Origin of the sequence: Kribbella sp. NPDC051620, assembly GCF_044453825.1 — a bacterium.
In the GTDB taxonomy this organism is placed as follows: Bacteria; Actinomycetota; Actinomycetes; order Propionibacteriales; family Kribbellaceae; genus Kribbella.
In genome coordinates this window covers 198,666-220,559 of sequence record NZ_JBITDB010000008.1, presented here as the reverse complement: position 1 = coordinate 220,559, position 21,894 = coordinate 198,666, and the positions used below count along the sequence as shown (strand labels likewise).

19 protein-coding genes are annotated in these 21,894 nt (G+C 68.7%); 5 read left to right on the top strand and 14 right to left on the bottom strand.

Annotation, left to right across the window (positions count from 1 at the left end):
• Nucleotides 1-62: 62 nt before the first annotated feature.
• Entirely contained in the window at nucleotides 63-848 is a 786-nt protein-coding gene (locus ACIA12_RS36035; protein ID WP_396371828.1) for a M23 family metallopeptidase, read from the top strand.
• A 52-nt stretch (nucleotides 849-900) separates the two neighbouring features.
• Here the strand turns inward: ACIA12_RS36035 and ACIA12_RS36030 are convergent, their stop codons facing one another.
• The 8 genes from ACIA12_RS36030 to ffh form a co-directional block, all read right to left on the bottom strand.
• A complete protein-coding gene (locus ACIA12_RS36030) occupies nucleotides 901-2,034 on the bottom strand; it encodes a S1 family peptidase (RefSeq protein WP_396371827.1) in 1,134 nt (377 codons plus the stop codon).
• 101 nt (nucleotides 2,035-2,135) lie between these two features.
• Nucleotides 2,136-2,774 (bottom strand): response regulator, encoded by a 639-nt coding sequence (locus tag ACIA12_RS36025; RefSeq protein ID WP_396371826.1) that lies wholly within the window; start codon nucleotides 2,772-2,774, stop codon nucleotides 2,136-2,138.
• Nucleotides 2,765-3,994 carry a histidine kinase gene (locus ACIA12_RS36020; protein ID WP_396371825.1) on the bottom strand — a complete coding sequence of 410 codons (1,230 nt, stop codon included), beginning with the start codon at nucleotides 3,992-3,994 and terminating at the stop codon, nucleotides 2,765-2,767. Before ACIA12_RS36020 ends, ACIA12_RS36025 begins: the two co-directional genes overlap by 10 nt.
• A 123-nt stretch (nucleotides 3,995-4,117) precedes the next feature.
• Nucleotides 4,118-5,509, bottom strand: coding sequence for an N-acetylmuramoyl-L-alanine amidase (locus tag ACIA12_RS36015; RefSeq protein ID WP_396371824.1), 1,392 nt, complete (start codon nucleotides 5,507-5,509; stop codon nucleotides 4,118-4,120).
• 195 nt (nucleotides 5,510-5,704) lie between these two features.
• Nucleotides 5,705-6,799 (bottom strand): amidohydrolase family protein, encoded by a 1,095-nt coding sequence (locus tag ACIA12_RS36010; protein WP_396371823.1) that lies wholly within the window; start codon nucleotides 6,797-6,799, stop codon nucleotides 5,705-5,707.
• A 151-nt stretch (nucleotides 6,800-6,950) separates the two neighbouring features.
• Nucleotides 6,951-8,108: a lytic transglycosylase domain-containing protein gene (locus ACIA12_RS36005; RefSeq protein WP_396371822.1), complete on the bottom strand. Its 1,158-nt coding sequence runs from the start codon at nucleotides 8,106-8,108 to the stop codon at nucleotides 6,951-6,953.
• A gap of 410 nt (nucleotides 8,109-8,518) precedes the next feature.
• Complete coding sequence (locus ACIA12_RS36000) at nucleotides 8,519-9,886, bottom strand: lytic transglycosylase domain-containing protein (protein ID WP_396371821.1); 1,368 nt, start codon at nucleotides 9,884-9,886, stop codon at nucleotides 8,519-8,521.
• A 184-nt stretch (nucleotides 9,887-10,070) separates the two neighbouring features.
• Nucleotides 10,071-11,630: a signal recognition particle protein gene (gene ffh, locus ACIA12_RS35995; RefSeq protein ID WP_396371820.1), complete on the bottom strand. Its 1,560-nt coding sequence runs from the start codon at nucleotides 11,628-11,630 to the stop codon at nucleotides 10,071-10,073.
• A 133-nt stretch (nucleotides 11,631-11,763) separates the two neighbouring features.
• Here ffh and ACIA12_RS35990 point away from each other — a divergent pair, with 133 nt between their 5' ends.
• The 3 genes from ACIA12_RS35990 to ACIA12_RS35980 all read left to right on the top strand — a co-directional run bounded on the left by ACIA12_RS35990 (nucleotide 11,764) and on the right by ACIA12_RS35980 (nucleotide 14,238).
• Nucleotides 11,764-12,201 (top strand): hypothetical protein, encoded by a 438-nt coding sequence (locus ACIA12_RS35990; RefSeq protein ID WP_396371819.1) that lies wholly within the window; start codon nucleotides 11,764-11,766, stop codon nucleotides 12,199-12,201.
• A 3-nt stretch (nucleotides 12,202-12,204) separates the two neighbouring features.
• A complete protein-coding gene (locus tag ACIA12_RS35985) occupies nucleotides 12,205-13,299 on the top strand; it encodes a hypothetical protein (RefSeq protein ID WP_396371818.1) in 1,095 nt (364 codons plus the stop codon).
• A gap of 261 nt (nucleotides 13,300-13,560) precedes the next feature.
• Nucleotides 13,561-14,238 carry an arginase family protein gene (locus ACIA12_RS35980; RefSeq protein ID WP_396371817.1) on the top strand — a complete coding sequence of 226 codons (678 nt, stop codon included), beginning with the start codon at nucleotides 13,561-13,563 and terminating at the stop codon, nucleotides 14,236-14,238.
• 90 nt (nucleotides 14,239-14,328) lie between these two features.
• Here the strand turns inward: ACIA12_RS35980 and ACIA12_RS35975 are convergent, their stop codons facing one another.
• The 4 genes from ACIA12_RS35975 to ACIA12_RS35960 are packed head-to-tail and all read right to left on the bottom strand — an operon-like array spanning nucleotide 14,329 to nucleotide 19,356.
• Complete coding sequence (locus ACIA12_RS35975; protein WP_396371816.1) at nucleotides 14,329-15,369, bottom strand: DUF2332 domain-containing protein; 1,041 nt, start codon at nucleotides 15,367-15,369, stop codon at nucleotides 14,329-14,331.
• Between the two features lie 10 nt (nucleotides 15,370-15,379).
• Nucleotides 15,380-17,641, bottom strand: a complete 2,262-nt coding sequence (locus ACIA12_RS35970) for a [protein-PII] uridylyltransferase (RefSeq protein ID WP_396371815.1) — start codon at nucleotides 17,639-17,641, stop codon at nucleotides 15,380-15,382.
• Complete coding sequence (locus ACIA12_RS35965) at nucleotides 17,642-17,980, bottom strand: P-II family nitrogen regulator (protein ID WP_325036050.1); 339 nt, start codon at nucleotides 17,978-17,980, stop codon at nucleotides 17,642-17,644.
• Complete coding sequence (locus ACIA12_RS35960) at nucleotides 17,977-19,356, bottom strand: ammonium transporter (protein ID WP_396371814.1); 1,380 nt, start codon at nucleotides 19,354-19,356, stop codon at nucleotides 17,977-17,979. The genes ACIA12_RS35965 and ACIA12_RS35960 overlap by 4 nt, the downstream gene beginning before the upstream one ends.
• A gap of 298 nt (nucleotides 19,357-19,654) precedes the next feature.
• Here ACIA12_RS35960 and ACIA12_RS35955 point away from each other — a divergent pair, with 298 nt between their 5' ends.
• Nucleotides 19,655-20,173: a TetR/AcrR family transcriptional regulator gene (locus ACIA12_RS35955; protein WP_396371813.1), complete on the top strand. Its 519-nt coding sequence runs from the start codon at nucleotides 19,655-19,657 to the stop codon at nucleotides 20,171-20,173.
• A 6-nt stretch (nucleotides 20,174-20,179) separates the two neighbouring features.
• Here ACIA12_RS35955 and ACIA12_RS35950 read toward each other — a convergent pair whose 3' ends face one another.
• Nucleotides 20,180-21,430: a hypothetical protein gene (locus ACIA12_RS35950; protein ID WP_396371812.1), complete on the bottom strand. Its 1,251-nt coding sequence runs from the start codon at nucleotides 21,428-21,430 to the stop codon at nucleotides 20,180-20,182.
• A complete protein-coding gene (locus ACIA12_RS35945; protein ID WP_396371811.1) occupies nucleotides 21,427-21,888 on the bottom strand; it encodes a sigma factor-like helix-turn-helix DNA-binding protein in 462 nt (153 codons plus the stop codon). Before ACIA12_RS35945 ends, ACIA12_RS35950 begins: the two co-directional genes overlap by 4 nt.
• Between the last annotated feature and the right edge of the window lie 6 nt (nucleotides 21,889-21,894).

Here is a 21,894-nt window from a genome sequence, read left to right as displayed (position 1 = left end):
CATCACTCCAAGCGTCACGGATCTCACCATCCGTGACCGGTCGCCCCGAAGGACTGATCACCGTGCCCATCAGACGAATACTCGCCGTTCTGGCCTCGCTCCTGGTCGGTGCCGCCACCTTGGTGGCGGTACCGACCGAGGCGATGGCCGCGCCGAACTTCAAGGCCCCGTTCCCCTGCGGTCAGCGCTGGACCTACCAGCATCACTCGGCCGAGGTCCGCCGCGCCCTCGACTTCGTCCGTGCCGACGGCGGGGTCACCAACGGCACCCCGGTGCTGGCCTCTGCGGCCGGCACCGCCCACCGGTTCTCACAGCCGAGTGGAGCAGGCAACTACATCGCCGTCGAGCACGGCGGCGGCTGGAAGACCTACTACTTCCACCTCTCCTCGTACTCCGTTGCCGAGGGCGCCCAGGTCTCCCAGGGCCAGCAGATCGGCGTGACCGGTGCCACCGGCAACGTGACCGGGCCGCACATCCACTACGAGCAGCTGTACAACGGCGTCGGCCAGAACATCGTCATCAACGGCTCCGGACTCGCGTACCCGGGCTCGTACAACCAGTACTACCTGACCAGCGACAACGGCTGTGGCAGCCAGCCCGGGAAGCCCTTCAACACCTGGGGTTCCGGAGTGCGGGTCCGCTCTGACGCGTACCTGAACTCTACGGTCGTCGCCACGCTGAGTGGGCCTACCGCGGTACGGGTGCTCTGCCAGAAGCAGGGCGACACGGTCAACGCGGAGGGCTACACCAACAACTGGTGGGCCAAGCTGGCCAGCCCGGCCGGGTTCGTCAGCAACATTTACATCGACGATCCGAACGCGGTACTACCAGGCGTTCCGGTCTGTTGAGTTGACGAGGGCCGGCCCACACCCTGGGGGTGGGCCGGCCTTCGTTCTGTTTCTAGGCGGTGTGCAGTGTGAGCCCGTAGGTGCTCAGGATCTCGTTGACCGGCTGGAACCAGGTCTCACCACCGCTGCTGCAGTTGCCCCAGCCACCAGAGGTCACGCCCTGGGCCTGGTCACCGGTGATGAAGGAGCCACCCGAGTCGCCGCCCTCGGCGCACACGTTGGTCTTGGTGGCGCCGTAGAAGAGCTGGCCGTTGCCGTAGTTGACGGTCTCGTTCTTACCGGTGACAGTGCCGCAGTGCCAGTGGGTGGTCGACCCGCTGCGGCAGACCGACGTACCGATCGGGGCTTCCCAGGAGCCGCGGACCAGCGCGTCGCTGACCTGCCCCCAGCCGAGCACTACCGGTACGGTCCACCAGCCGCTGTCGATCTGGACCCAGGAGTAGTCGTTGCCGGGGAACGATGCGCCTCGGAAGAAACCCTGGTTCGACCTGTCCCAGCCCCACGTCCTGGCGCCGACACCTGGCGAGCAGTGGCCGGCCGAGACGAATCCGCCGTACACGGAGAAGCCGATCGAGCAGCGGACGTTGCCGGTGTAGTACGGGTCTCCCCCGACCGTGCCGGCGGCGAAGGTACGTGGCGCCTGGGCCGCTACCTCCCGGACAGTGACCGCTCCGGCCTTGGCGTTGGCCAGCTTGGCCACGAAGGCGTTGACGGCCTGGGATCGCTTACCTGCTTGGACATTCACGACCACACTGCCTGTACGTGGGTCAGCGGCCCAGCCACTCACTGCGGCAGGTACGGCCTTCCCGGCCAGCTTGTCGACAGCAGCCTTGCGCTGGTCGAGCTGCTTGGCAGTAGCCGGTACTACGGCAACGTCGGCGCCAGTAGCCCGTACTGCGTCCGCTACGTCCGCGCTGGTCACTCCGACGACCAGTCGCTGCCGGGCGGCGTCGTACCAGGTACCACCGAAGGCTGCTCCGGCAGCGCGCTGGGCGATGGGGACGAGCTTGGTAGCCACTGACTCGGCCTTGAGCCGGTCCTTGGCCTGCTGCTCGGTCAGGCCGAGGTCAGCCTGCATGGCTGCCTGCTGCTGAGGTACTGCGAGTGGCTGGTCGGGTGTGGCCAGCGCTTGGGACGGTACGGCCACCGAGCTTGCGACAAGCACGGCGACAGCTAGAACCTTCATCTGACTCTCCTCACCTAGGGGCGGATCGGTGCGGTGAGAGCGCTCTCGTACCCGAGAGTGTCCTAGTGGCTACAAGTCGTCAAGGTGTTGACCGGAAGTGGTCAGAGGCCCAAGTGCGCCAGAACGGCGAGGACGCGGCGGTGGCCCGAGTCGGTTGGTGGCAGGTCGAGCTTGAGAAAGACGTTGCCGACGTGTTTGTGGACGGCGCCCTCGCTGATCACCAGCTTCTGCCCGATCGCGGTGTTGCCGAGGCCCTCGGCCATCAGGGCGAGCACCTCGCGCTCGCGCGGCGTCAGGCGCTCCAGCGGGTCGCTGCGCTTCACCATCAGCTGGCTGACGACCTCGGGGTCGAGGACCGTGCCGCCGGCAGCGACCCGGCGTACGGCCTCCATGAACTCGTCGACCCGGGAGACCCGGTCCTTGAGCAGGTAGCCGACTCCCTCGCTGCCTGCGGCCAGCAGCTCGGCGGCATACACCTCCTCGACGTACTGCGAGAAGACGAGCACCGGGAAGCCCGGTCGCAGCCGACGAGCCTCGATCGCTGCCCGCAGCCCCTCGTCGGTGAAGGTCGGTGGCAGCCGGACATCGACCACCGCGATGTCCGGCTCGTGCTCGGCGACCGCCGTGGCGAACTCGTCGGCGTCACCGGCGACAGCGGCCACCTCGAACCCGGAGTTGCCCAGCAGCAGGCCGAGCCCTTCGGCGAGGATCGGGTTGTCCTCGAGGATCACTACTCGCACGGCAGGATCACCTCGACCGTCGTCGGCCCACCGATCGGGCTCTGCAGTTCCATCCGTCCATCGATAGCTTCCACCCGGTGCACCATGCCATGCAGCCCGCTCCCCCGGCCCAGTAGGTCGGCCTGCTCACTGACTCGGGCACCGCCGATGCCGTCGTCGGTGACGGCCAGGTAGAGCTCAGGGCCGCGCCGCTCGAGCAGTACGTCGACATGGCCTGCAGCGGAGTGCTTGCTGATGTTGGTGAGGGACTCGGCGACTACGAAGTACGCGGCGGCCTCTACGGGCGCGGGGACCGTGCCGAGCTCGCCTACCCGTAGCTCCACTGGGATCGTGCTCCGGGCACACAGGGCCGAGACAGCACCGGCCAGGCCACGGTCGGCCAGGATCGGCGGGTACATGGTTCGCAGTACGCCGCGTAGCTCTGTCATGGCCTGCTCTGCGCCGTCCCTGGCGTCGTCGAGGATCTTGGCGGCCTTCTCCGGGTCATCCGCCATCGCCTGCTTGGCGATACCGATCCGCATGGCCAGGGAGACCAGCTGCGCCTGCGTACCGTCGTGAAGGTCCCGCTCGATCCGCCGCAGCTCGGCGCCGTGCGAGTCGACAGCACCGGCCCTGGTCCGCGTCAGCTCCTCCACCCGCTGGTTGAGCCGCGCTGTCTCCAGCTCCTGCGCGCTAGGCGCCAGCAGGCCGAGTACTGCGTTCGCATGGCCGCGGGCGACGGCGGGGGCGACCCAGCCGAGGAAGACGAGGCCGATGAGGATCTGCAGTGGCCCGAAGACCGAGGCCTTCCAGAAGGAGTCGATCGGGACGCCGAGGATGGAGATCTCGTTGTCGAGCGGCCACAGCACCATCGAGATGATCGCGGACGGCACGGAGAAGATCGCGAAGACCGCCACGAAGAGCTCGACCATCACGACCGGCGGCATCAGCAGGAGCCGCAGGCTGCGGACGAACGACTTGTCCTTGAAGAGAGTCACCAGGTCGCCGGGCTGACGCGGCTGGGCGTCGGGCAGCGGAACCGCGGGCGGTTGCTTCAGGTAGCGCGACGCCCGGTACCGCTCGCTGTTGGCCAGCTTGACCAGCCCGGCGGTGGCACCGGGGATGAACCAGCCCAGCAGCAGGCTGATCGGGAGTGCGGCCAGCAGCGTGATGCCCTTCAGGTACCGGATGAACAGGTAACCGCTGGCCGGGCCGCCGCGGGCCAGGATCTTCGTCAGCATCACAGGAGCCTTTCCGTCGTCGTCAGTATCGATCCTGACGCAACAGGGCGGCTCACGTCGGTACAGCAGGCTCTACTCTTCACCCGGGTGCCCGGGGCCGCATGGACCCCGGGCCCGGTTGCGCTACGGGCAGACCGGAACGCCGGGGAGCTTCGGGTTCGGGTCCTGGATGTAGATGTTGGACATGTAGCCGCCCTGGTCGCGCAGCTTGGCCCACCAGTTGTTGGTGGTGCCCTCCGCGTTGACCGTGTCGCCCTGCTTCTGGCAGGTGACGAACACCTGGGTCGGGCCGGGCAGCTCGGTGATGATCGCGGCGGTCAGCTTCGGCTCCGTACGGACCCGGACGCCGCTGCCGTAGGTGGTGAAGTTGTAGGTCGGCGGGTTGGGGTCCCCGCCGTTCACCAGTTGCATGTAATAGGTCCAGTTCCAGTTCGGACCGGGGTCCGTGTGGGTCTGGTTGGGCAGCTCGGAGTGACCCTTGATGTGGGCCCGGTCCTTCGGGATGCCCCGGCGCTCGGCGATGTTCCTGGTCACTGCGGCCGACGAGCGGTACATGGCATCGGTGAACCAGGACGGCTGGTCCACGAAGCCCTCGTGCTCGATACCGACCGTGTATGGATTCTCGGACCCGACATGCCAGGCGGTGTCCTTCTCGGCCACCATCTGGGTCACCTGGCCGTCGCTGGACCGGATCACGTAGTGCGCGCTCACCTGGGCCGCGGAGTTCTTGAACCAGCTGATCGTGCCGGCGTACGACCCCTGGGTGACGTGGATGACGATAGTCGTGATCGCCTTGGTCCGGCCGACCCGGTAGTTGCAGGTGCAGGCCGGGTTCCAGATCGCGCCCGGGTAGTCGACCGCCTGGATCGACGAGGCGCTCTTGGTGCCGAGCGGAGCCACCTTGGCGTAGGCGCCGCGGTCCGGGGTGACCTTCTTCGGCTGAGTCCCGACCGAGCCGACACCCGTACCGATGATCCGGTAGACCTCGTCGGTGTAGAGCCGACCGGTCGGGGCGTCGGCGGAGTGCGAGTACTTCGCGATGACCGTGTACCACTTGGCCAGGTCTGTGCGGGCATCCCCGCTCAGGCCGGTCTGGTCGGCGTACGAGTCGAGGACGGCGGCGGCGCCGGTGATGTTGGCTGCCGAGTCCTTGGACAGCTGCTCAACCGGCAGGCCGGTCAGCTTGGCCGCCTCGGACAGTGTCCGGTTCTGCGGGTTGCTGGCGAGGTGCATGAGGCCATAGCCGTTGTCCTGGCTGGGCAGGCCGTTGTGGCCGTCCAGGTGAGACTCGGCATAGCCGATGCTGACCAGTACCTCGCGCGGTACGTCGTATTTGGCGGCGGCTACATCGAAGGCCTTCGCCAGGTCGCCTGCCGTTCGCGGGCTTGGCTGGGAGCTGGTCGGTTCGGGCGCTGGTGCTGCGGTGCTGGGGAGCGCGCCGCTGAGGGCGATGGCTCCGGCGGCAGCTGCGGCGAGCAGCGCGGTCAGTCTGGGCACTCGGGCGGTCTTACCCATCGGGGTTCGTTCCTTCCCTTGCGACGTCCGTCGCGCCTCCCGCGACGGGCGTCCCACCGAGGGGCGTCGGCGGGTGCGACTCACGGTAGGGCAAAAAGTTCCGCAGATGCCAGTAGTTACGTGAATTTTTCCCGTCACAGCGTGAAATTGTTCGGTCACTCAGCTGTTCCGCCGTGATCCTGCCACTTTCAGGGGTCAAGGGCGGTAGATGCGGCCGCGCAGGACGATGCATTCGGGGTGGCTGAGGACGGCCGGGTTGGCGCGCGGGTCCTCGGCGTACACGACCAGGTCGGCCGGGCTGCCGGGGCTGAGGTCGGCCGGGGCGCCCAGCCAGGTCCGGGCCGACCAGGAGCCGGCTGCCAGGGCCTGCTCGCCGGACAGGCCGATGGTGGTGAGCGCCTGGATCTCCTGGGCGATCAGGCCATGGCCCAGTACGCCGCCTGCGTCGGTACCCGCGTAGACGGGCACGCCTGCCTCTACGGCGGAGCGCAGGGTGTCTTGGCGACGGGCGTACAGGTCGCGCATGTGGTCGGAGTACACGGGGAACTTGCTGGCGGCCTGGTCGGCGTACTGGGGGAAGTTCTCGAGCTGGATGAGGGTGGGGACGACGGCGACGCCGCGGGCGGCCATGTCGTCGAGCATGTCGGGCAGTAGGCCGGTGCCGTGCTCGATGCAGTCGATGCCGGCGGCGAGTAGGTCGGGCAGGGCGTGCTCACCGAAGACGTGCGCGGTGACCCGGGCGTTTAGCTCGTGGGCCCGGGTGATCGCGGCAGTGAGTGCCTCTAGCGGCCAGCAGGCGGTCAGGTCGCCCGCGTCGCGGTCGATCCAGTCCCCCACCAGTTTGACCCAGCCGTCGCCACGGCGGGCCTCCTGCTCGACGTACGCGACCAGCTCGTCCGGCTCGATCTCCCAGCCGTAGTTGCGGATGTAGCGCTTGGAGCGGGCGATGTGCCGGCCTGCCCGAATGATCTTGGGCAGGTCCTCCCGCTCGTCGATCCAGCGGGTGTCGGATGCCGAGCCGGCATCACGGACCAGCAGAGCGCCGGCGTCACGGTCGACGACCGCCTGCTGCTCCTGTACGTCCTTGTCGACCGGGCCATGCGTGTCCAGCCCGATGTGGCAGTGCGCGTCCACCAGGCCGGGCACGATCCAGCCGCCCGTGTGGATGGTGGTGACGTCCGCAGTGGCGGGCCTGTCGACGACCAGCCCGCCACTGAGGTGAAGCTCCTGCTGCTCGCCACCCGGCAAAACCACCCCGGCAAGCCGTAGTACACCGGTCTCCATCGTCATACCGCGACCGTAACCGGAACGCCGCCCCACCCATAACTCGCCAATAGCTAGCGGTGCTGGGTGCGGTAGCTCGGCGTGCTGGGGCGAAGGCCTCGATGCCCTTCCATCGTGGCCTTTGCCCCAGTGCGGCGAGGTGCCGTGCCCGGTGCTGTTAGCCGTGGGTGCCGCTGCCTTCGGTGCAGGGCGTTGGGTTCGTCTCGGCGGCACACGGTGAGCCGGACGGGGTCCCGGTCGGCGTCGGGGTGTCGGTCGGGGTGGGCGTGGGGGTCGGCGTCGGCGTGGGGGTCGGCGTCGGCGTCGGGGTGTCCGAGGTCGGCGGCGGCGTCGGCTTGGTCGGCGGGTGCGTCGGACGGGTCGGGCGACCGGTCGGCGTGGCGATCGGGTCCGGGATCGTCGGCGGCTTCTCGGTCGATACCGGCACGCTCGGCTTGGCGGTCGGCGGCACGGTGGTGCCCGGGTCGTCCGGCACCTCCGGCACCTCGCGCGGATCCACGTTGGTCTCCACGTTGCCGGTCGTCTTGGGCGTGGCCAGTTTGCCGGTGAGGTTCGGCACCAGGACCGCGCTCTTGCTGTAGACGCGCATCCAGCGCAGGACGGTGGCGACGAAGTCCTTGGAGTGCTGGTAGCGCAGCAGCGAGGCGACCAGGTCGCGCGGGCGCTTCAGGTCGTCGCCCTCGGAGCACAGGTAGACCGCGACGGTGGTGACCGCGTCGTACACGTTGTTCGGGTTGCGGAAGCCGTCGCCGTTGCCGTCGGCGCCGAACTCGTTCCAGACGCCCGGCACGATCTGCATCGGGCCGACCGCGCGGTCCCAGACCAGGTCGGCGTCGTACCGGCCCTTGTCGGTGTCCTTGATCCGGCCGGTGCCGCGCTTGCCGTTCAGCACCGGGCCGAGCAGCTTGCCACGGGTGGTGCCGGCCACGTCGACCTTGCCACCGGACGCGTGGTCGGACTCGACCTTGCCGATCCCGGCGAGCAGCGGCCAGGTGAGACCGCAGTTGGGGCGGACCACGGCGAGATTCGCGGTGGCGCGACGGTAGGCGGGGAAGACCCCGCGAGGGATGCCGTTGACGGCACCGGGACGTCCCGGCCGGACCACGGACCGGCCGTCGGTGGCTCCCTGGACGGGCACGTCGGCCCGGGCAGGTTTGTCAGATCCGATCCGGCCGTCCACTCCTGGACGCTGCGGGACGATCATGGTCAGTTCGTCGAATTCACCGCTGTTCAGACCGGCCCCAGGCGAAGGGGCGACCGGGCTGTCCGCCGCGAGCTGGCCGGAGGCACCGGCTCCGCCCGAGGCGACTGTCACGATCGCCCCTACCAGCAGGGGGGCCGTGCACAGTGAAGCGATGATTATTTTGACCCGACGGTTTCCACTACGGGTTAGGCGCATAGTTCCCCCAACGACCCACGCGCCAGAAAGTTACCGAGGAACGACGGAAAGTTACCTGAGCCGATAGCCCAGCGGTCCGAGATCTGCGCCGAACGGCAGCCGGTCACGCTTAGCAGGACCCTGTCGGCCCGCTCCGATCAACCCCGGCGATGGGAAATCTTAACGTTCACGACCCGATTTCAGGTCTCACCGACCGGTCAGCAGGCCGTTTCAGGGGCGCTCGCTGGGCCATCGCGGGGCAGCTCAGCGGGTTGTTTCAGGGCGGCGCGGAGGCAGTGAGCCAGCCTAGGTCGGGGGGCTCGATCGGGCCGGGTCAGGGTGCTCGGTCAGGCCGGCGTGGAGCTCAGCGAGGCAGCCGGGGTGCCCGTCTCCTGCGGCGCCGCGGTCGTTTCCTGGGGCACCGTCGGCGGCACCGTGCACGTCGGGTTCGGTTCGTTGGGCGCCGGGACCGTCTCACCTGGCTGGCAGGCCGTCGGCTCCGGGTTCGGCGTCGGGGTAGGAGTCGGCGTCGGGGTGGGAGTCGGCGTCGGGGTAGGAGTCGGCGTCGGCGTCGGAGTGGGCGTCGGCGTCGGGGTCGGGGTCGGGGTCGGGGTAGGAGTCGGCGTCGGCGTCGGGGTGGGAGTCGGCGTCGACTTGGGCGGCACGGTCGTTGGCCGGCTCGGCGTACCGTTCGGCCCCTTGGTATTGGTGGGGCTCGGCTTCGGGGTCGGTGTCAGCGTCGGGGTCTTGCTGGGCGTCGTGGCCGGAGTGGTCGGCGCGGTGGTCGGCGGCGTCGTCACCGGCGTGTTCGGCGGCGGGGTCGGGTCGTTCTGCACGTTGCCGTTGTCGTCCGGCGGGCTGATCGGGTCGGTGCTGTCCGGGATCGTCACGGTGGTGTTGCTGTAGGTCTGCATCCAGCGCAGCACGGTGGACACGTAGTCCATCGAGTGGTTGTAGCGCAGTACCGCTTGGACCAGGCCTGCCGGGTCCTTCAGGTTCGCGCCGCCGGCGCAGAGGTAGTCACCGGCCGCGCGGGCCGCGTCGAAGATGTTGTGCGGGTCCTTCACGCCGTCGCCGTTGCCGTCGGCGCCGAAGGACTTCCAGGTGCCGGGGATGAACTGCATCGGGCCGACCGCGCGGTCCCACTTGGCGTCGCCGTCGTACACGCCCTGGTCGGTGTCGGCGATCGCCGCCATCCCCGGGCCGCCGTCGAGTACCGGGCCGAGGATCTTGCCGCGGGTGACACCGTTCGCGTCGACGCGTCCACCACTCGCATGGGCGGACTCGACCTTGCCAATGCCGGCCAGCAGTGGCCAGGTGATCCCACAGTTCGGCTGCGCCACGGCCAGATCGTTCGCGGCCTTCTGGTACGCCGCCAGCACGGTGCCCGGGATGCCCGACACGTCGCCCGGCAGACCGGTGGTCGGCTGCTGGGGGCTGTCGACGGCGCCGGTGACCGGAACCTCGATCTGGGACCTCTGCTCGGTCGGGATGCTGCCGTCGACGCCGGGGCCGGACGGAAGCTCACCGGCCAGCTCGTCGAAGACGGTGTCCTGGCGCGGCTGACTGAGCGCCTGGGCGTCGACGATGAACGTGTTCGAGGTGACCCCACCGGCCACGAACACGACGACCAGGGCCGTCGGCGGCGCAATGCAGACCCAGACAGCGGTCAGCTTGCCCCGCCACGTGTCCAGGTTCTTGAACTGCTGCCTCATCCAGACCGTCCCTCACGACGTAGTCCGCAGTACCTGAGTGCTTCGGGCGTAGTGACGATCTTAGCCGTCGGCAGGCCATGGGCAACCGGGGACGAACGGGTCCGTGTTGCTGCCCGATGGGAGACTTGCGCTCAGTGACCGATCCATGTAGAGGGATCGGTCGGCTACCTGGTGTGGTGGCCTGTCAGTTCCCGCCGAGCATCTTCTTGAGGTCGTCCGGCAGCTCGAAGTCCCCGCCCGTACCGCCGCCGAAGGCTGCCGGGAGCTGACCCGCCGCGGGGGCGGCCGGCTCGCTGGAGCCCTGGTTGGCGCGCTTGGCCGGGTTGCCCGAACCGCGCTTGGGCTTGCCCTTCTTGGCCTGCTGCTTTGCCTTCCGGCCGCCCGCACCCGCTCCCGGCATGCCAGGCATACCGGGCATTCCTGGCATTCCCTTGCCGGATGCCATCGCGGACATCATCTTGCGTGCCTCGAAGAACCGCTCGACCAGGCCGCTGACGGTGGCCACCTCGGTGCCCGAACCGTTCGCGATCCGGAGCCGGCGGGAGCCGTTGATGATGTTCGGGTCGTTGCGCTCGGCCGGGGTCATCGAGTGGATGACCGCCTCGATCCGGTCGATCTCGCGCTCGTCGAAGTTCTCCAGCTGGTCCTTGAACTGGGCCGCGCCGGGCAGCATGCCGAAGATCTTGGTCAGCGGGCCCATCTTGCGGACCGACTGCATCTGGGCGAGGAAGTCGTCCAGGGTGAAGTCCTTGCCACCCTTCTTCTGCAGCTTGGCGGCGGTCTTGGCCGCCTCCTCGGCGTCGAACGACTTCTCCGCCTGCTCGATCAGGCTCATCACGTCGCCCATGCCGAGGATGCGCGACGCCATCCGGTCGGGGTGGAAGACGTCGAAGTCGTCGAGCTTCTCGCCGTTGCTGGCGAACATCACCTGCCGGCCGGTGACCTGCGCGATCGACAGCGCGGCGCCACCACGGGCGTCGCCGTCGAGCTTGGACAGCACGACCCCGTCGAAGCCGACACCGTCGAGGAAGGCCTGCGCGGTGGTGACCGCGTCCTGGCCGATCATCGCGTCGACGACGAACAGGATCTCGTCCGGCGTGACCGCGTCGCGGATGTCCGCGGCCTGCTTCATCAGCTCCTCGTCGACACCCAGCCGGCCGGCCGTGTCGACGATGACGACGCTGTACTGCTTGCTCTTCGCCTCCGCCATCGCCTGCCGGGCGACGTCGACCGGGTCACCGACGCCGTTACCCGGTTCGGGCGCGAACACCGGTACGCCGGCCCGCTCGCCGACCACCTGGAGCTGGGTCACCGCGTTCGGCCGCTGAAGGTCGGCGGCGACCAGCATCGGCGTCTGGTGCTTGGTCTCCTTCAGCCACTTCGCGAGCTTGCCGGCCAGCGTCGTCTTACCGGCGCCCTGCAGACCCGCGAGCATGATCACCGTCGGCGGCCGCTTGGCCATCCGCAGCTCACGCGTCTCACCACCGAGGATCGTGACGAGCTCCTCGTTCACGATCTTGATCACCTGCTGCGCCGGGTTCAGCCCGCCGCGCACGTCGGCGCCGCTGGCCCGCTCCTTGACCGCCGCGATGAAGTCCTTCACCACCGGCAGCGCGACATCGGCCTCCAGCAACGCGATCCGGATCTCCCGGGCGGTGGCGTCGATGTCGGCGTCGGTCAGCTTGCCCTTGCCGCGCAGATTCTTGAACGCGGCGGACAGGCGATCAGAAAGCGTGTCGAACACGAGAACACAGTCCGTTTCTTCCGGTGGAGCAGACAGTCACCCCAACCCCCAGGCAACTCCCCAAGTCTACCGGCCCCCCAACCCTGTGGATAACTCCCACCACACCCCCACCCCACTAGCTATCGTCTTCCCCATGCCCCTGGACCTGCACGCCTTCAACAATGCGTTCCTGCGTGCCCGCGACAGGATTCGCGAGCAAGGCGCCGACATCGCCGCGGAGCAGCAGAAGCTCCGAGCCCTCATCCCCGAGGATGCCTCCGCGGACGACCTCGCCTTCGCACTCGGGATGGCCGAGGACCTGGCCAAGCCCGAGCCGCCACCACGCCAGTGGAGTGCCCTCTACCACGAGGCCGGCCAGATCCACGCCGACTCCTACCCCGCCGACGGCACCACCGAGGAAAAGATCGCCGCCCTCGAAGAAGCCCGCCGCAAGATCTGGGCCATCGCCGATCGCGCGGCGCCGGACGAGGCCCCGCACATTCGCGCGATGACACGAGCACTGGAGCACATCGAGAACGAGCTGCGCGATCCGACCTTTCCGCTGGACGGCTACACACCGCCAACGGACTGATCCATGGCCGACCGCCTCGTCCCCCGCGATTCGGCTGTCTACCAGGAACTCTCGCGGCTCTACCGACTCGCGCGGAGCCTGCGGCCGACGTCGGTCGATCGCTGGAACGGGAACCTCTACGCCACGGACTCTGAGCGCTTGGGCGCATTCGATCCGAGATCCGGCGACATCCGCCTGTCCGCAGACCGAACCCTGCTCCATCTGACCGGCTCGTCGCCCACAGAGCCGGCGGACCGGGCCCAGGCGCTGGCCACCGTGCTGCACGAGGCGACTCATGCGGGGATGGCGACCGACGCGCCGAACGAACCGAACGCCGTCCGGTCGGAGCACTCGCTGGGGTTGATGGAGGGTTTCGCCGAGGTGCGAGCACTGCAGGACTTCGGTGCATTCGCACGCGGCGCCGGATATCCGGAACTCGAACTGCCCACGCCGTCCTACCCCGGCGCGTACACGGCGACCGATGGCCTTCTTCAACAGGCCTCGGGGCCCGCCAAGGGCCGCCTCGACATCATCGATGAGGCAACCCACGGGCCAGGGGTGATGCATTTCGATCAACTCGGGGATGGCGTGCTGCGGAATCGGCTGGCCGAGGTCGTGCCGTTTCATGAGGAGCACCGCAGGCAGGTACGGGCGGCGTTGATCGGGGCGATGGCGCACCGGGCATGGCCGATGCTCAAGGACCTGTCCGCCGAGACCGGGGTGACCGTCGCGGCGGAGATTCGGCAGAAGCTGAATTCGAAGGTTGATGAGATTCGGCGGCACTACTACGCGATGCCGAATGAAGTGTTTCCGGTGGACTCTCCGAATGCGCATGCTGGGCGGGAGCCGCGGCGGCAGGTGGGTGAGGCGGGGCGGTCTGGGGGCGGGAAGACGGGGCCCGGGAAGACGAGCCCTGGGAACGCGCATCCGGAGATGCGGTTTTTGGGTGGGCAGGCCGGGGCGGCGGGGGCTGTTCGGTGGCAGCCGGTGTTGGGGGATGGGGCTCGGGGGCGGGGAGCGGGTGAGGGACACGGGCAGGCACCGGGGCGGGATGTTGGGCCTGGGAATGGGCGGAGTGCTGGGCCTGGGAAGGGGCGGAGTGGGCCAGGGCGGGAGTAGGGTCGGCTAACCGGGAGATTGTGGTTAGCGGTTAGGGAGGGTGGCATGGGGCGGGGCAGAGTTGTGGTGGATGGGCCTTCTAATTTGGGGTTGCGGCCGCCGGTGGTGGGGGCGGTGCCGGGGTGTTACAAGTTGGCGGGGGCGGTCAGGGATCAGGGGTTTTTGAAGCGGATCGGGGCTGGGGATGCGGGGTGTGTGACGCCGCCTCGGTATGACCGGGGGGATTGGCAGCCTGGGGACGGGGTGTTCAACGCGGCGGCGATGGCTTCGTATTCGGTCAGGTTGGCCGATCGGGTCGGTGCGTTGGTTGATGAGGGCAAGTTCGTGGTGCTGCTTGGTGGGGAGTGCAGCAACTTGCTCGGGCCGGCGCTGGCGTTGCGGCGGCGGGGGCGGTACGGGGTGGTTTATCTCGACGGGCATTCGGATTTCCGTACCGTCGACAACGACGCGTATGTCGGGGCGGCCGGTGGCGAGGCGCTCGCGTTGGTGACCGGGCGCGGGCAGGACGATCTCACCGATCTGGAGGGGCTGAAGCCGTACGTCCGCGACACCGACGCCGTGATGCTCGGCTACCGCGAGGACGAGGCCTACCTGGACAGCCTCAAAGCAGCGGGCATCCCCGACTGGTCGGCGCTCACCGTCATCGACAACCCGTCAGCCGCCGCTACCGGCGTACTGCAACACCTCGAGCGCGACGACCTCGACGGCTTCTGGGTCCACCTCGACGTCGACATCCTGGACGCCGAGGTGATGCCGGCGGTCGACAGCCCGGACCCCGGCGGCCTGCAACATGAACACCTGCGCGAGCTCCTGAAGCCGATCCTCGCGTCACCCAAATGCGTCGGCTTCGACATCGGCATCTTCGACCCGGACCTCGACCCCGACGGCCGGTACGCCGCCGAGCTCACCGACACCCTCGTCGCAGCCCTCACCGACTGACCACCGCACCCCTCTCCACCACCTGATGAGTTAACCCCTCAGAGGCGTCGCCAACAGCTGCAGGATCGCGCGGCGTGCTGAGGGAGGGTCTCATTCCCAGCGAACCGGTAGCCCGTGCGCGCCCGAGCTGCCCAGGATCTGGCGCGAACCGCCCGGCCAGGTCTCCAGGACGACCAGGAACTCGAGTTCCGAGTCCGGTGTACGCCGGTCGGGTTCGAGCCGTAGATGCGCAAGCGGCGCCGATTCGGTGGTCCGCTCCCCCAGCGCTGCGATCAGTGCCGTGGCCTCTGCCTGCTCGTCCGGCTTCAGGTAGAACCACATGACCGAGTGCCAGATGACCGTGACGTGCCCCTCGGACAGTTCCACGTTGCGCAGGAACGACACCGCGTCCTCACGCCGTACGTCCGCCGGTACCGACCGGGCGATCGCCAGAGCACCCCGCAGCCGCTCCAGCCGGCCAAGCTGATCCGGCCACACATAGGAGGTCAGCGTGAGCGCACCGCCCTCACTCAACGCGTCCACCGGAGCAACGTCGCTACCGACCCGCTCCGCGATCCGCAACCCCGGGGCGGCCACCACCGGCCGCCCCGACCAGGCATCCTCGAACACCACCGGACTGTCTGCCCGCCCGAAGCTCGCCCCGTCCGCCAAGTAGCGGTACTGGTCCGCCCGCAGGTTGAGCCCAGCACTGGACCCGATCTCCAGCAGTCGCACCGGCAACGGCACATCCTCGAGCAGCCGGAGCAGCCCACCGTAGAGAGCGATAGACCGCCCGACCTCGTTAGTCTGTGGCACCTGCGAAAGCAGACTGCGCAGCTCCGGCACCCGCGCGGACAGCAACTGCTCGAACGCCTCCCAGCCGAGCACTGGGTCCCACTCGCCCCCGACGCTCGGATAGAACACGGCAAGCTCGGGGGCCTCCCCTGCCAGCACCATGCGATGCACGGCGCCCAGCAGCGGCAGCGCGACCACATAGTCCTGTGGCAGGTCCTCGCAGCCGGCCAGGATCCGGCTGGACACGCCACCGAGCTCATAGTCGTCCACGACCCGCCGGAGCAGGTCGGCGTACATGGGCGAGCCGAGCTCTTCGAACTGCTCGATCTGCCGCTGGAAGTTCGCTACTAGGTCCACCTGGACGAGATTAGAAGCTCAAGCGATCCAGAACCGACTTAGCCGTCGTACGCGCGTCCTCATCCTCCAGTGGCGAGCCATCGCGGTCAGTCAGGTAGAAGACGTCCACACACTCCGCACCCAGCGTGCTCACATGCGCCGACCTCACGTCCGCCCCTGTCGCCGCAATGGCAGCAGTGACGTCGTAGAGCAGCCCCGGCCGGTCATGCGCCCGAACCTGCAGCACAGTCGCCGTCTCGGATGCCCCTGGCAACAAGTCGACTCGCGACGCCGCACTCTTGCCCCGCGATGCGTCGCGCGCGGCCAACCGGCGTACGAGGTCGCTGTCGTCGCGCAGTGCCACCGCAAGCCGGTCCCGCAGCCGCACTGGGTCAGGTGCCGCCCCAGCGACGGACCACTGCGAGATCCCCAGCCCGTCAACCGACGTAACAACAGCAGACCGTACTGCGAGACGCTCCACCGCAAGCACCCCCGCCACGGTCGCCAAAGTCCCCACCTGGTCGGGTACGGCGACGTTGACTCGAACATCCCCCCGATGCTCCGACACCGTCACGCCCAGGCGTCCCACACCGACCACCTGGTGCAACTCGGGCACCGGGATCGGCGGAGCGTCGGTCCACAGCCCGGCCCCTCCTCCGGACAACTCACCACGCACGCGCCGGGCCAACTCGCCCACCAACCGCATCCGCCACGGCGAAGCAGCCGCCGGCCCGGCAGCCCGCGCATCTGCGTACGTGAGTGCCTCCAGCAGGTCCAGCGTCTCGGTGTCGCCCACGATGCCCGCGACGAGCTCCACCGTCATCGGGTCGTCGAGGTCGCGTCGAGTGGCCACTTGCGCGAGCACCAGGTGCTGCCGGACAAGCAGCGTGATCGTGTCGACGTCCGCCTCGGCAAACCCCAGCCGGCGAGCGACTGTAGTAGCAATGACCGCCCCGGTGACGCTGTGGTCACCCTCGACCGCCTTGCCGAGGTCATGGACCAATGCGGCGATCAGCAACAGGTCAGGCCGCCGTACATCCCGGACCATCTTCGAAGCCTCGACACAGGTCTCCAGCAAGTGCCGATCGACCGTGTAACGATGCACCGCCGACTGCGGCGGCCGGAAGCGAACCAGGTCCCACTCAGGGAAGATCCGCGTGATGTACCCAGCCTGGTCCAGCGCCTCCCACACCTCCAGGAGACCCGACCCGGCTCCGATCAGCGCACAGAGCAGCCGACGAGCCTCAGCAGGCCAAGGCTCCGGCAACAGAGCAGCGGTGCCCGCCAGCCGATCACACACGGCTGGGGAGAGTACGAGGTCCCTGTCCGCGGCCACAGCCGCAGCCCGCAGTCCAAGAGCCGCATCCCGCTCAGGCCGGGCATCCGGCATCAGGACGACCTCGCCCTCGTGTTGCCCCACTCCCTCGTCCAGTGCCAGCAGCAACGGTCCACCGGTGCGGTTACGCCGCCGCGAGCGAGGCGGCCGGGCCATCAGGCTCTCGATCCGCCGCCACGACACGTCGCACACGTGTGCCAGCGTCCTGCCGGTCGCATAGATGTGCCGCAGCAGCGCGTCCCGATCCGGCAGCCCAAGCCCAGCAGCGACCTCACCGGCCACATCAGCGACCACACGGTCGGTTGCCCGGCCGGCGACGGTGTGCAGCTCGTCCCTGATGTTCAGCAGGTCCAGCCGGGCCCGCTCGACCACTGGATGCGGTACGTCGATAAGCCAGGAGGCAACCAATGCGCGCAGCACGACCGCGTCCCGCAGCCCGCCGTAGGCTTCCTTCAAGTCAGGCTCTGCGAGGTGTGCGAGCTCCCCGACCGTGTTGGCCCGGTCCCGGCACGCCTCCGCCAGCGCGGGCAGCCGTGTCTTCGCAGTACGACGCCAATCGGCCATCAACCGCGACCGGAGCTGCAGCGTGAGGTGTGAGTCCCCAGCGACATGCCTGGCGTCCAGCAGCCCCAGCGCGACCCGTACATCGTCCGCTGCGGCCGACGACGCCTCCGCAATGGTCCGCACGCTGTGGTCCAGCTTGGTCCGCGAGTCCCACAGCGGGTACCAGATCTGGGCGGCCAGTTCGTCGATCCGCGGGTATCCCTCGGTGTGCAGGAGCATCACGTCGAGATCGCTGTACGGCGAGAGCTCCTCCCGGCCGTAGCCGCCGACCGCGACCAGGGCGACGCCCTCGGCAGGAGTGCCGAGGGCGTCGCAAGCCTTGGAGAGGAGCAGGTACAGCAGCGCGTCGGCCTCTTCGGCACGCGCGCGCCGCTGTGCTGCTCGATCCACCATCTAGAGGGCGTCTCCGTCCAGCTCACCGGTACGGACCCGGACGATCGTCTCGACCGGGGTCACCCAGACCTTGCCGTCACCGATCTTGCCGGTCTGCGCGGCCTTCACGATCACGTCCACCACGTCGGCGCCGTCACCGTCCTCGACGACCACCTCGAGCCGGACCTTCGGGACCAGGTCCACCTCGTACTCCGCGCCGCGGTAGACCTCGGTGTGACCCTTCTGCCGGCCGTAGCCGCTCGCCTCGGTGACCGTCATGCCGGTCACCCCGAACGTCTCCAGCGCGGCCCGGACGTCTTCCAGCTTGTGCGGCTTGACCACCGCGGTGATCAGCTTCATGCGTTCGCACCTTCCTTGTCGGCCGTTTCGACCTCATCCTGCACGGCAGTCGTCCGTACGACGGTGCTGTGACCCCGCAGGCCCGAACCAGCGGCCAGGAAGTCGTACGCCGTCTCCGCGTGCTCGACCTGGTCGACACCGGTGACCTCGTCGTCCTCGCTGAGCCGGAAGCCGATCGTCTTGTCGATCACCTTGCCGAGGATGAACGCCACCACGAACGAGTAGACACCGACGGCCAGGTTGGCCAGCGCCTGCTTGCCGAGCTGGCTCGCGCCACCACCGTAGAACAGACCGTCGACCGCGGACGGCGCGGCCGCGCTGCCCAGGAAGCCGATCGCCAGCGAGCCGAACAGACCGCCGACCAGGTGCACGCCGACCACGTCGAGCGAGTCGTCGAAGCCCAGCTTGTACTTGAGCGAGACCGCGAAGGCGCAGATCGCACCGGCGAGCACGCCCAGGATGATCGCGCCGACCGGCGTGACCGCACCACAGGACGGGGTGATCGCGACCAGACCTGCCACAGCACCGGACGCCATCCCCAGAGTGGTCGCCTTGCCGTGCCGGATCCGTTCCACGATCAGCCAGCCGATCACGGCGGCGGCCGTGGCGACCTGCGTGTTGACGAAGGTGACCGCGGCCGTCGTACCGGCGCTCAGCGCGGAACCGGCGTTGAAGCCGAACCAGCCGAACCACAGCAGACCGGCGCCAAGGATGACCAGCGGCAGGCTGTGCGGCCGCATCGGGTCCTTGCGCCACCCCACCCGGCGCCCGAGGACCAGGGCCAGGGCGAGTGCCGCGGCACCGGCGTTGACGTGCACCGCGGTACCACCGGCGAAGTCGATCGCCTTCAGCTTGTCACCGATCCAGCCGCCGTTGCCGTCGTCCAGGAACCAGACGGAGTGCGCGACCGGGAAGTACACCAGGCAGGTCCAGCCCGCGACGAAGGCGATCCAGCCCCGGAAGGTGGCCCGGTCGGCGATGGCGCCCGAGATCAGCGCCGGGGTGATGATCGCGAACATCAGCTGGAAGGCGACGAAGGCGAGCGTCGGAATCGTGCCGCTGACCGCGTCGGGAGCGATCAGGCCCTTCAGGCCGACCGCCGAGAAGTCACCGATCACGTGCCCGTTGTCACCGGTGAAGGTCAGCGAGAAGCCGACCACCACCCACAAGATGGTGACGACGGCGATGGTGATGGCACTCATCATCATCATGTTCAGCACGCTCTTGACGCGCACCATGCCGCCGTAGAAGAAAGCCAGGCCCGGTGTCATCAAGAACACCAGGGCGGCACTGACCAAGACCCAGGCGGTATCGCCGGCGTTGATCTCCATCAACGTCATCCCTTCCATCGATCTGGGGGTGGCCCGCGTCCTCATTCGGGGAGCTTCACAACGCCGGGAAGCTCAGCAGCACGGCCACACCGCAAACGGTGTCGGCGCGCCGTTTCAGAAGATCGGTCCGGATGTTTCAGGCATGTGACAAAGCGGCTTCCCAAGTGACATCGGCGTGACATCGGCCGTCTTGTGGCACTCTGGCCTGACCACACGGCCCGCAGCCGCGCCACTGCGACCGTCCGAGCTGGGGAAGTACGAAATGGGGATCAACAGCGGGGAGAGGCCACGTCGAGGCAGGCCGCGGGACCCGGACGCCGAACCGAGGATCCGCCGGTACGCCGTGCAGCTGCTGCTCGAGCGCGGGTTCGACGGGATGACGGTCGACGACGTCGCCGAGGCGGCCGGCGTGGGCAAGGCGACGATCTACCGGCGGTGGGCGAGCAAGGAGCTCCTCGCCAACGACGCGATGGCCGAACTGTTCGACATCGAGATCCCGGATGCCGACACCGGGTCGATCGCGGGTGACCTGCGCCAGGTCTACCGCGACGCGCTGATGTTCGTGAACACCAAGGAAGGCGTCGCGCTGATCCGGCTCGCCGTCACCGAGATGAACCGCGACGAGCAGTTCACCGCGTTCTACCGGGGCTTCCTGCAGCGCCGGATCGCCTTGACGGCGGCCGCTCTGGAGCGGGCCCGGCAGCGCGGTGAGCCGATCCGGGCCGGCGCGGATCCGGTCCTGATGGTGCAGTGGCTGGCCGGCGTCCTGATCCTGCGGGCGCTGACCGGCGAGCCGATGCCTGCCGTCGACGACACCGACCACCTGGTGGAGATGACGATGAGGTCGATCGTGGACGGCTAGCGCGGGTCAGCCCCGGATGCCCGGTCCGAGAGCGAGGCCGTCGACGTCGAGTTCGGCGACCCGGCGGACCTTGCCGGTCTGCAGGTTCCAGGCCAGCAGCCAGTCGGTGACCTGGAACAACGCCGTCTGACTGTCGTACCAGCCGAGCAGGAAGCAGCAGCCCGGCTCCCGGATCCGGTCCGGGCTGGTCCGGCCAGGGGTCGGCGTCGCGGCCGGCGTCTCACCCAGGACGAGCAGCCGGTCGTCGCGCGGCTCCAGCGTCGAGATCGCCGCCAGCGCCTGGGCAGCGGAGGCGACCGTCGGCACCTGCGGCAGCCGGGCCGCGACGAACATCCGCCCGACCAAGTTGCCTGCAGCAAACGTTTGACCGATCCACCGGTCCACCGGCAGCCGCGGGCTGCTGACCTCGACCCAGCCGTTGTTCCCGGCGTACTGGCGCAGCGCGACCTGCCCCGCCACGCCGTCCAGCCGGTACGGCGCGGTCGCGTCCTCCGCGTCGTTGCTCACGGCAACCCCGCCGACGACGGGCTGCTTGGCCGTCTCCAGGTCTACGTTCAGCTGGTACGCCGTACCGGGTCCGCTGACCAGTAGGCGGGTGCTGTTGGCCAGCCAGGACACGCTGCGGATGTCCTCCACGGGCAGGGCGATCTGCCGCGCTTGCGAAGTACTGGCGTCGATCACGTACACCCCACTGGGTTGCGGGAACGCGACCAGCTTGCCGTTCGGGGCGATCGAGCCGGAGCTGAGCGGCCAGCCGGTGACGATCGGATGCAACTCGCGGGACGCCCGGGCCCAGTGCCCTTCAGCACCGAGGAACAGCGGCACATAGCCGCTCCCTTGCGCCGCGAGCGTCACGGCGGCGATCCGGTCCACCGGGTTGGTCTTGAGATCTCCCGCATCGGTCGGCAGTTGCAGCAGCTCCCCGAGCGGCGTGGTGACCCGGTCGAGGAAGCGCTCGCTGCCGGCGGGCGGCGCGTTCCAGTAGGCGATGCCCGAGATCTGGCCGGCCGGCGGCACATAGCCGGGCGGAGTCGGTGTGGTGACCGGTGGCGTGATGGCGCCCTTGCCGCCGCCCAGTGTCATCACGAGGACGCCGGTGACAACTACCAGGAGCAAGGCGATCAGGCCGGCGATGATGCTGCGCCGCTGGCGACGGCGGTGGGCGACTCCTGCTGCCCAAGCCGCGTCGGCCAGTTCGGGTTCGGGGAGCCGGTCGGAGGCCTGCCTGAGCAGGAAGGGCACGTCCTCGCGCTTCACCGCGGGTCCCGTCCGGTGACGTCGCGCCAGTCCGGCGTACCGAGCTCCAGCCGGAACCGGCTGAGAGAGGACATGCCGGCGGTGTGCACGGCGGAGCTGGACATGCTCAGTACTTCGGCGACCTCGAACTCAGTGAGCTCTTCCAGGTGCAGCAGCACCAGTACTGCGCGATCCTTCGGGGCGAGCGCCGCCAGTGCGATCTTGACCGGGTCCTCTTCGTCCTCGAACGCCTTGACGCTGCGGGACCACCGCGACATGGCCGCGTCGTACAGGTGGCTGAGCACGAAGGCGTCCGGGTCGTCCACCTTGCCCCACCGCAACGACAGCCGGGTGAAGGCGTGCAGCAGTTGCTCCTCGGCCCGCTCGAGCTCGCCGTACACGAGGTACGCCGCACGAAGCCATCTACCTTGCCGCGCATCGACGTACGCAGCGAACTCTGGGTCGACTGTGTCGCGCATCCACCC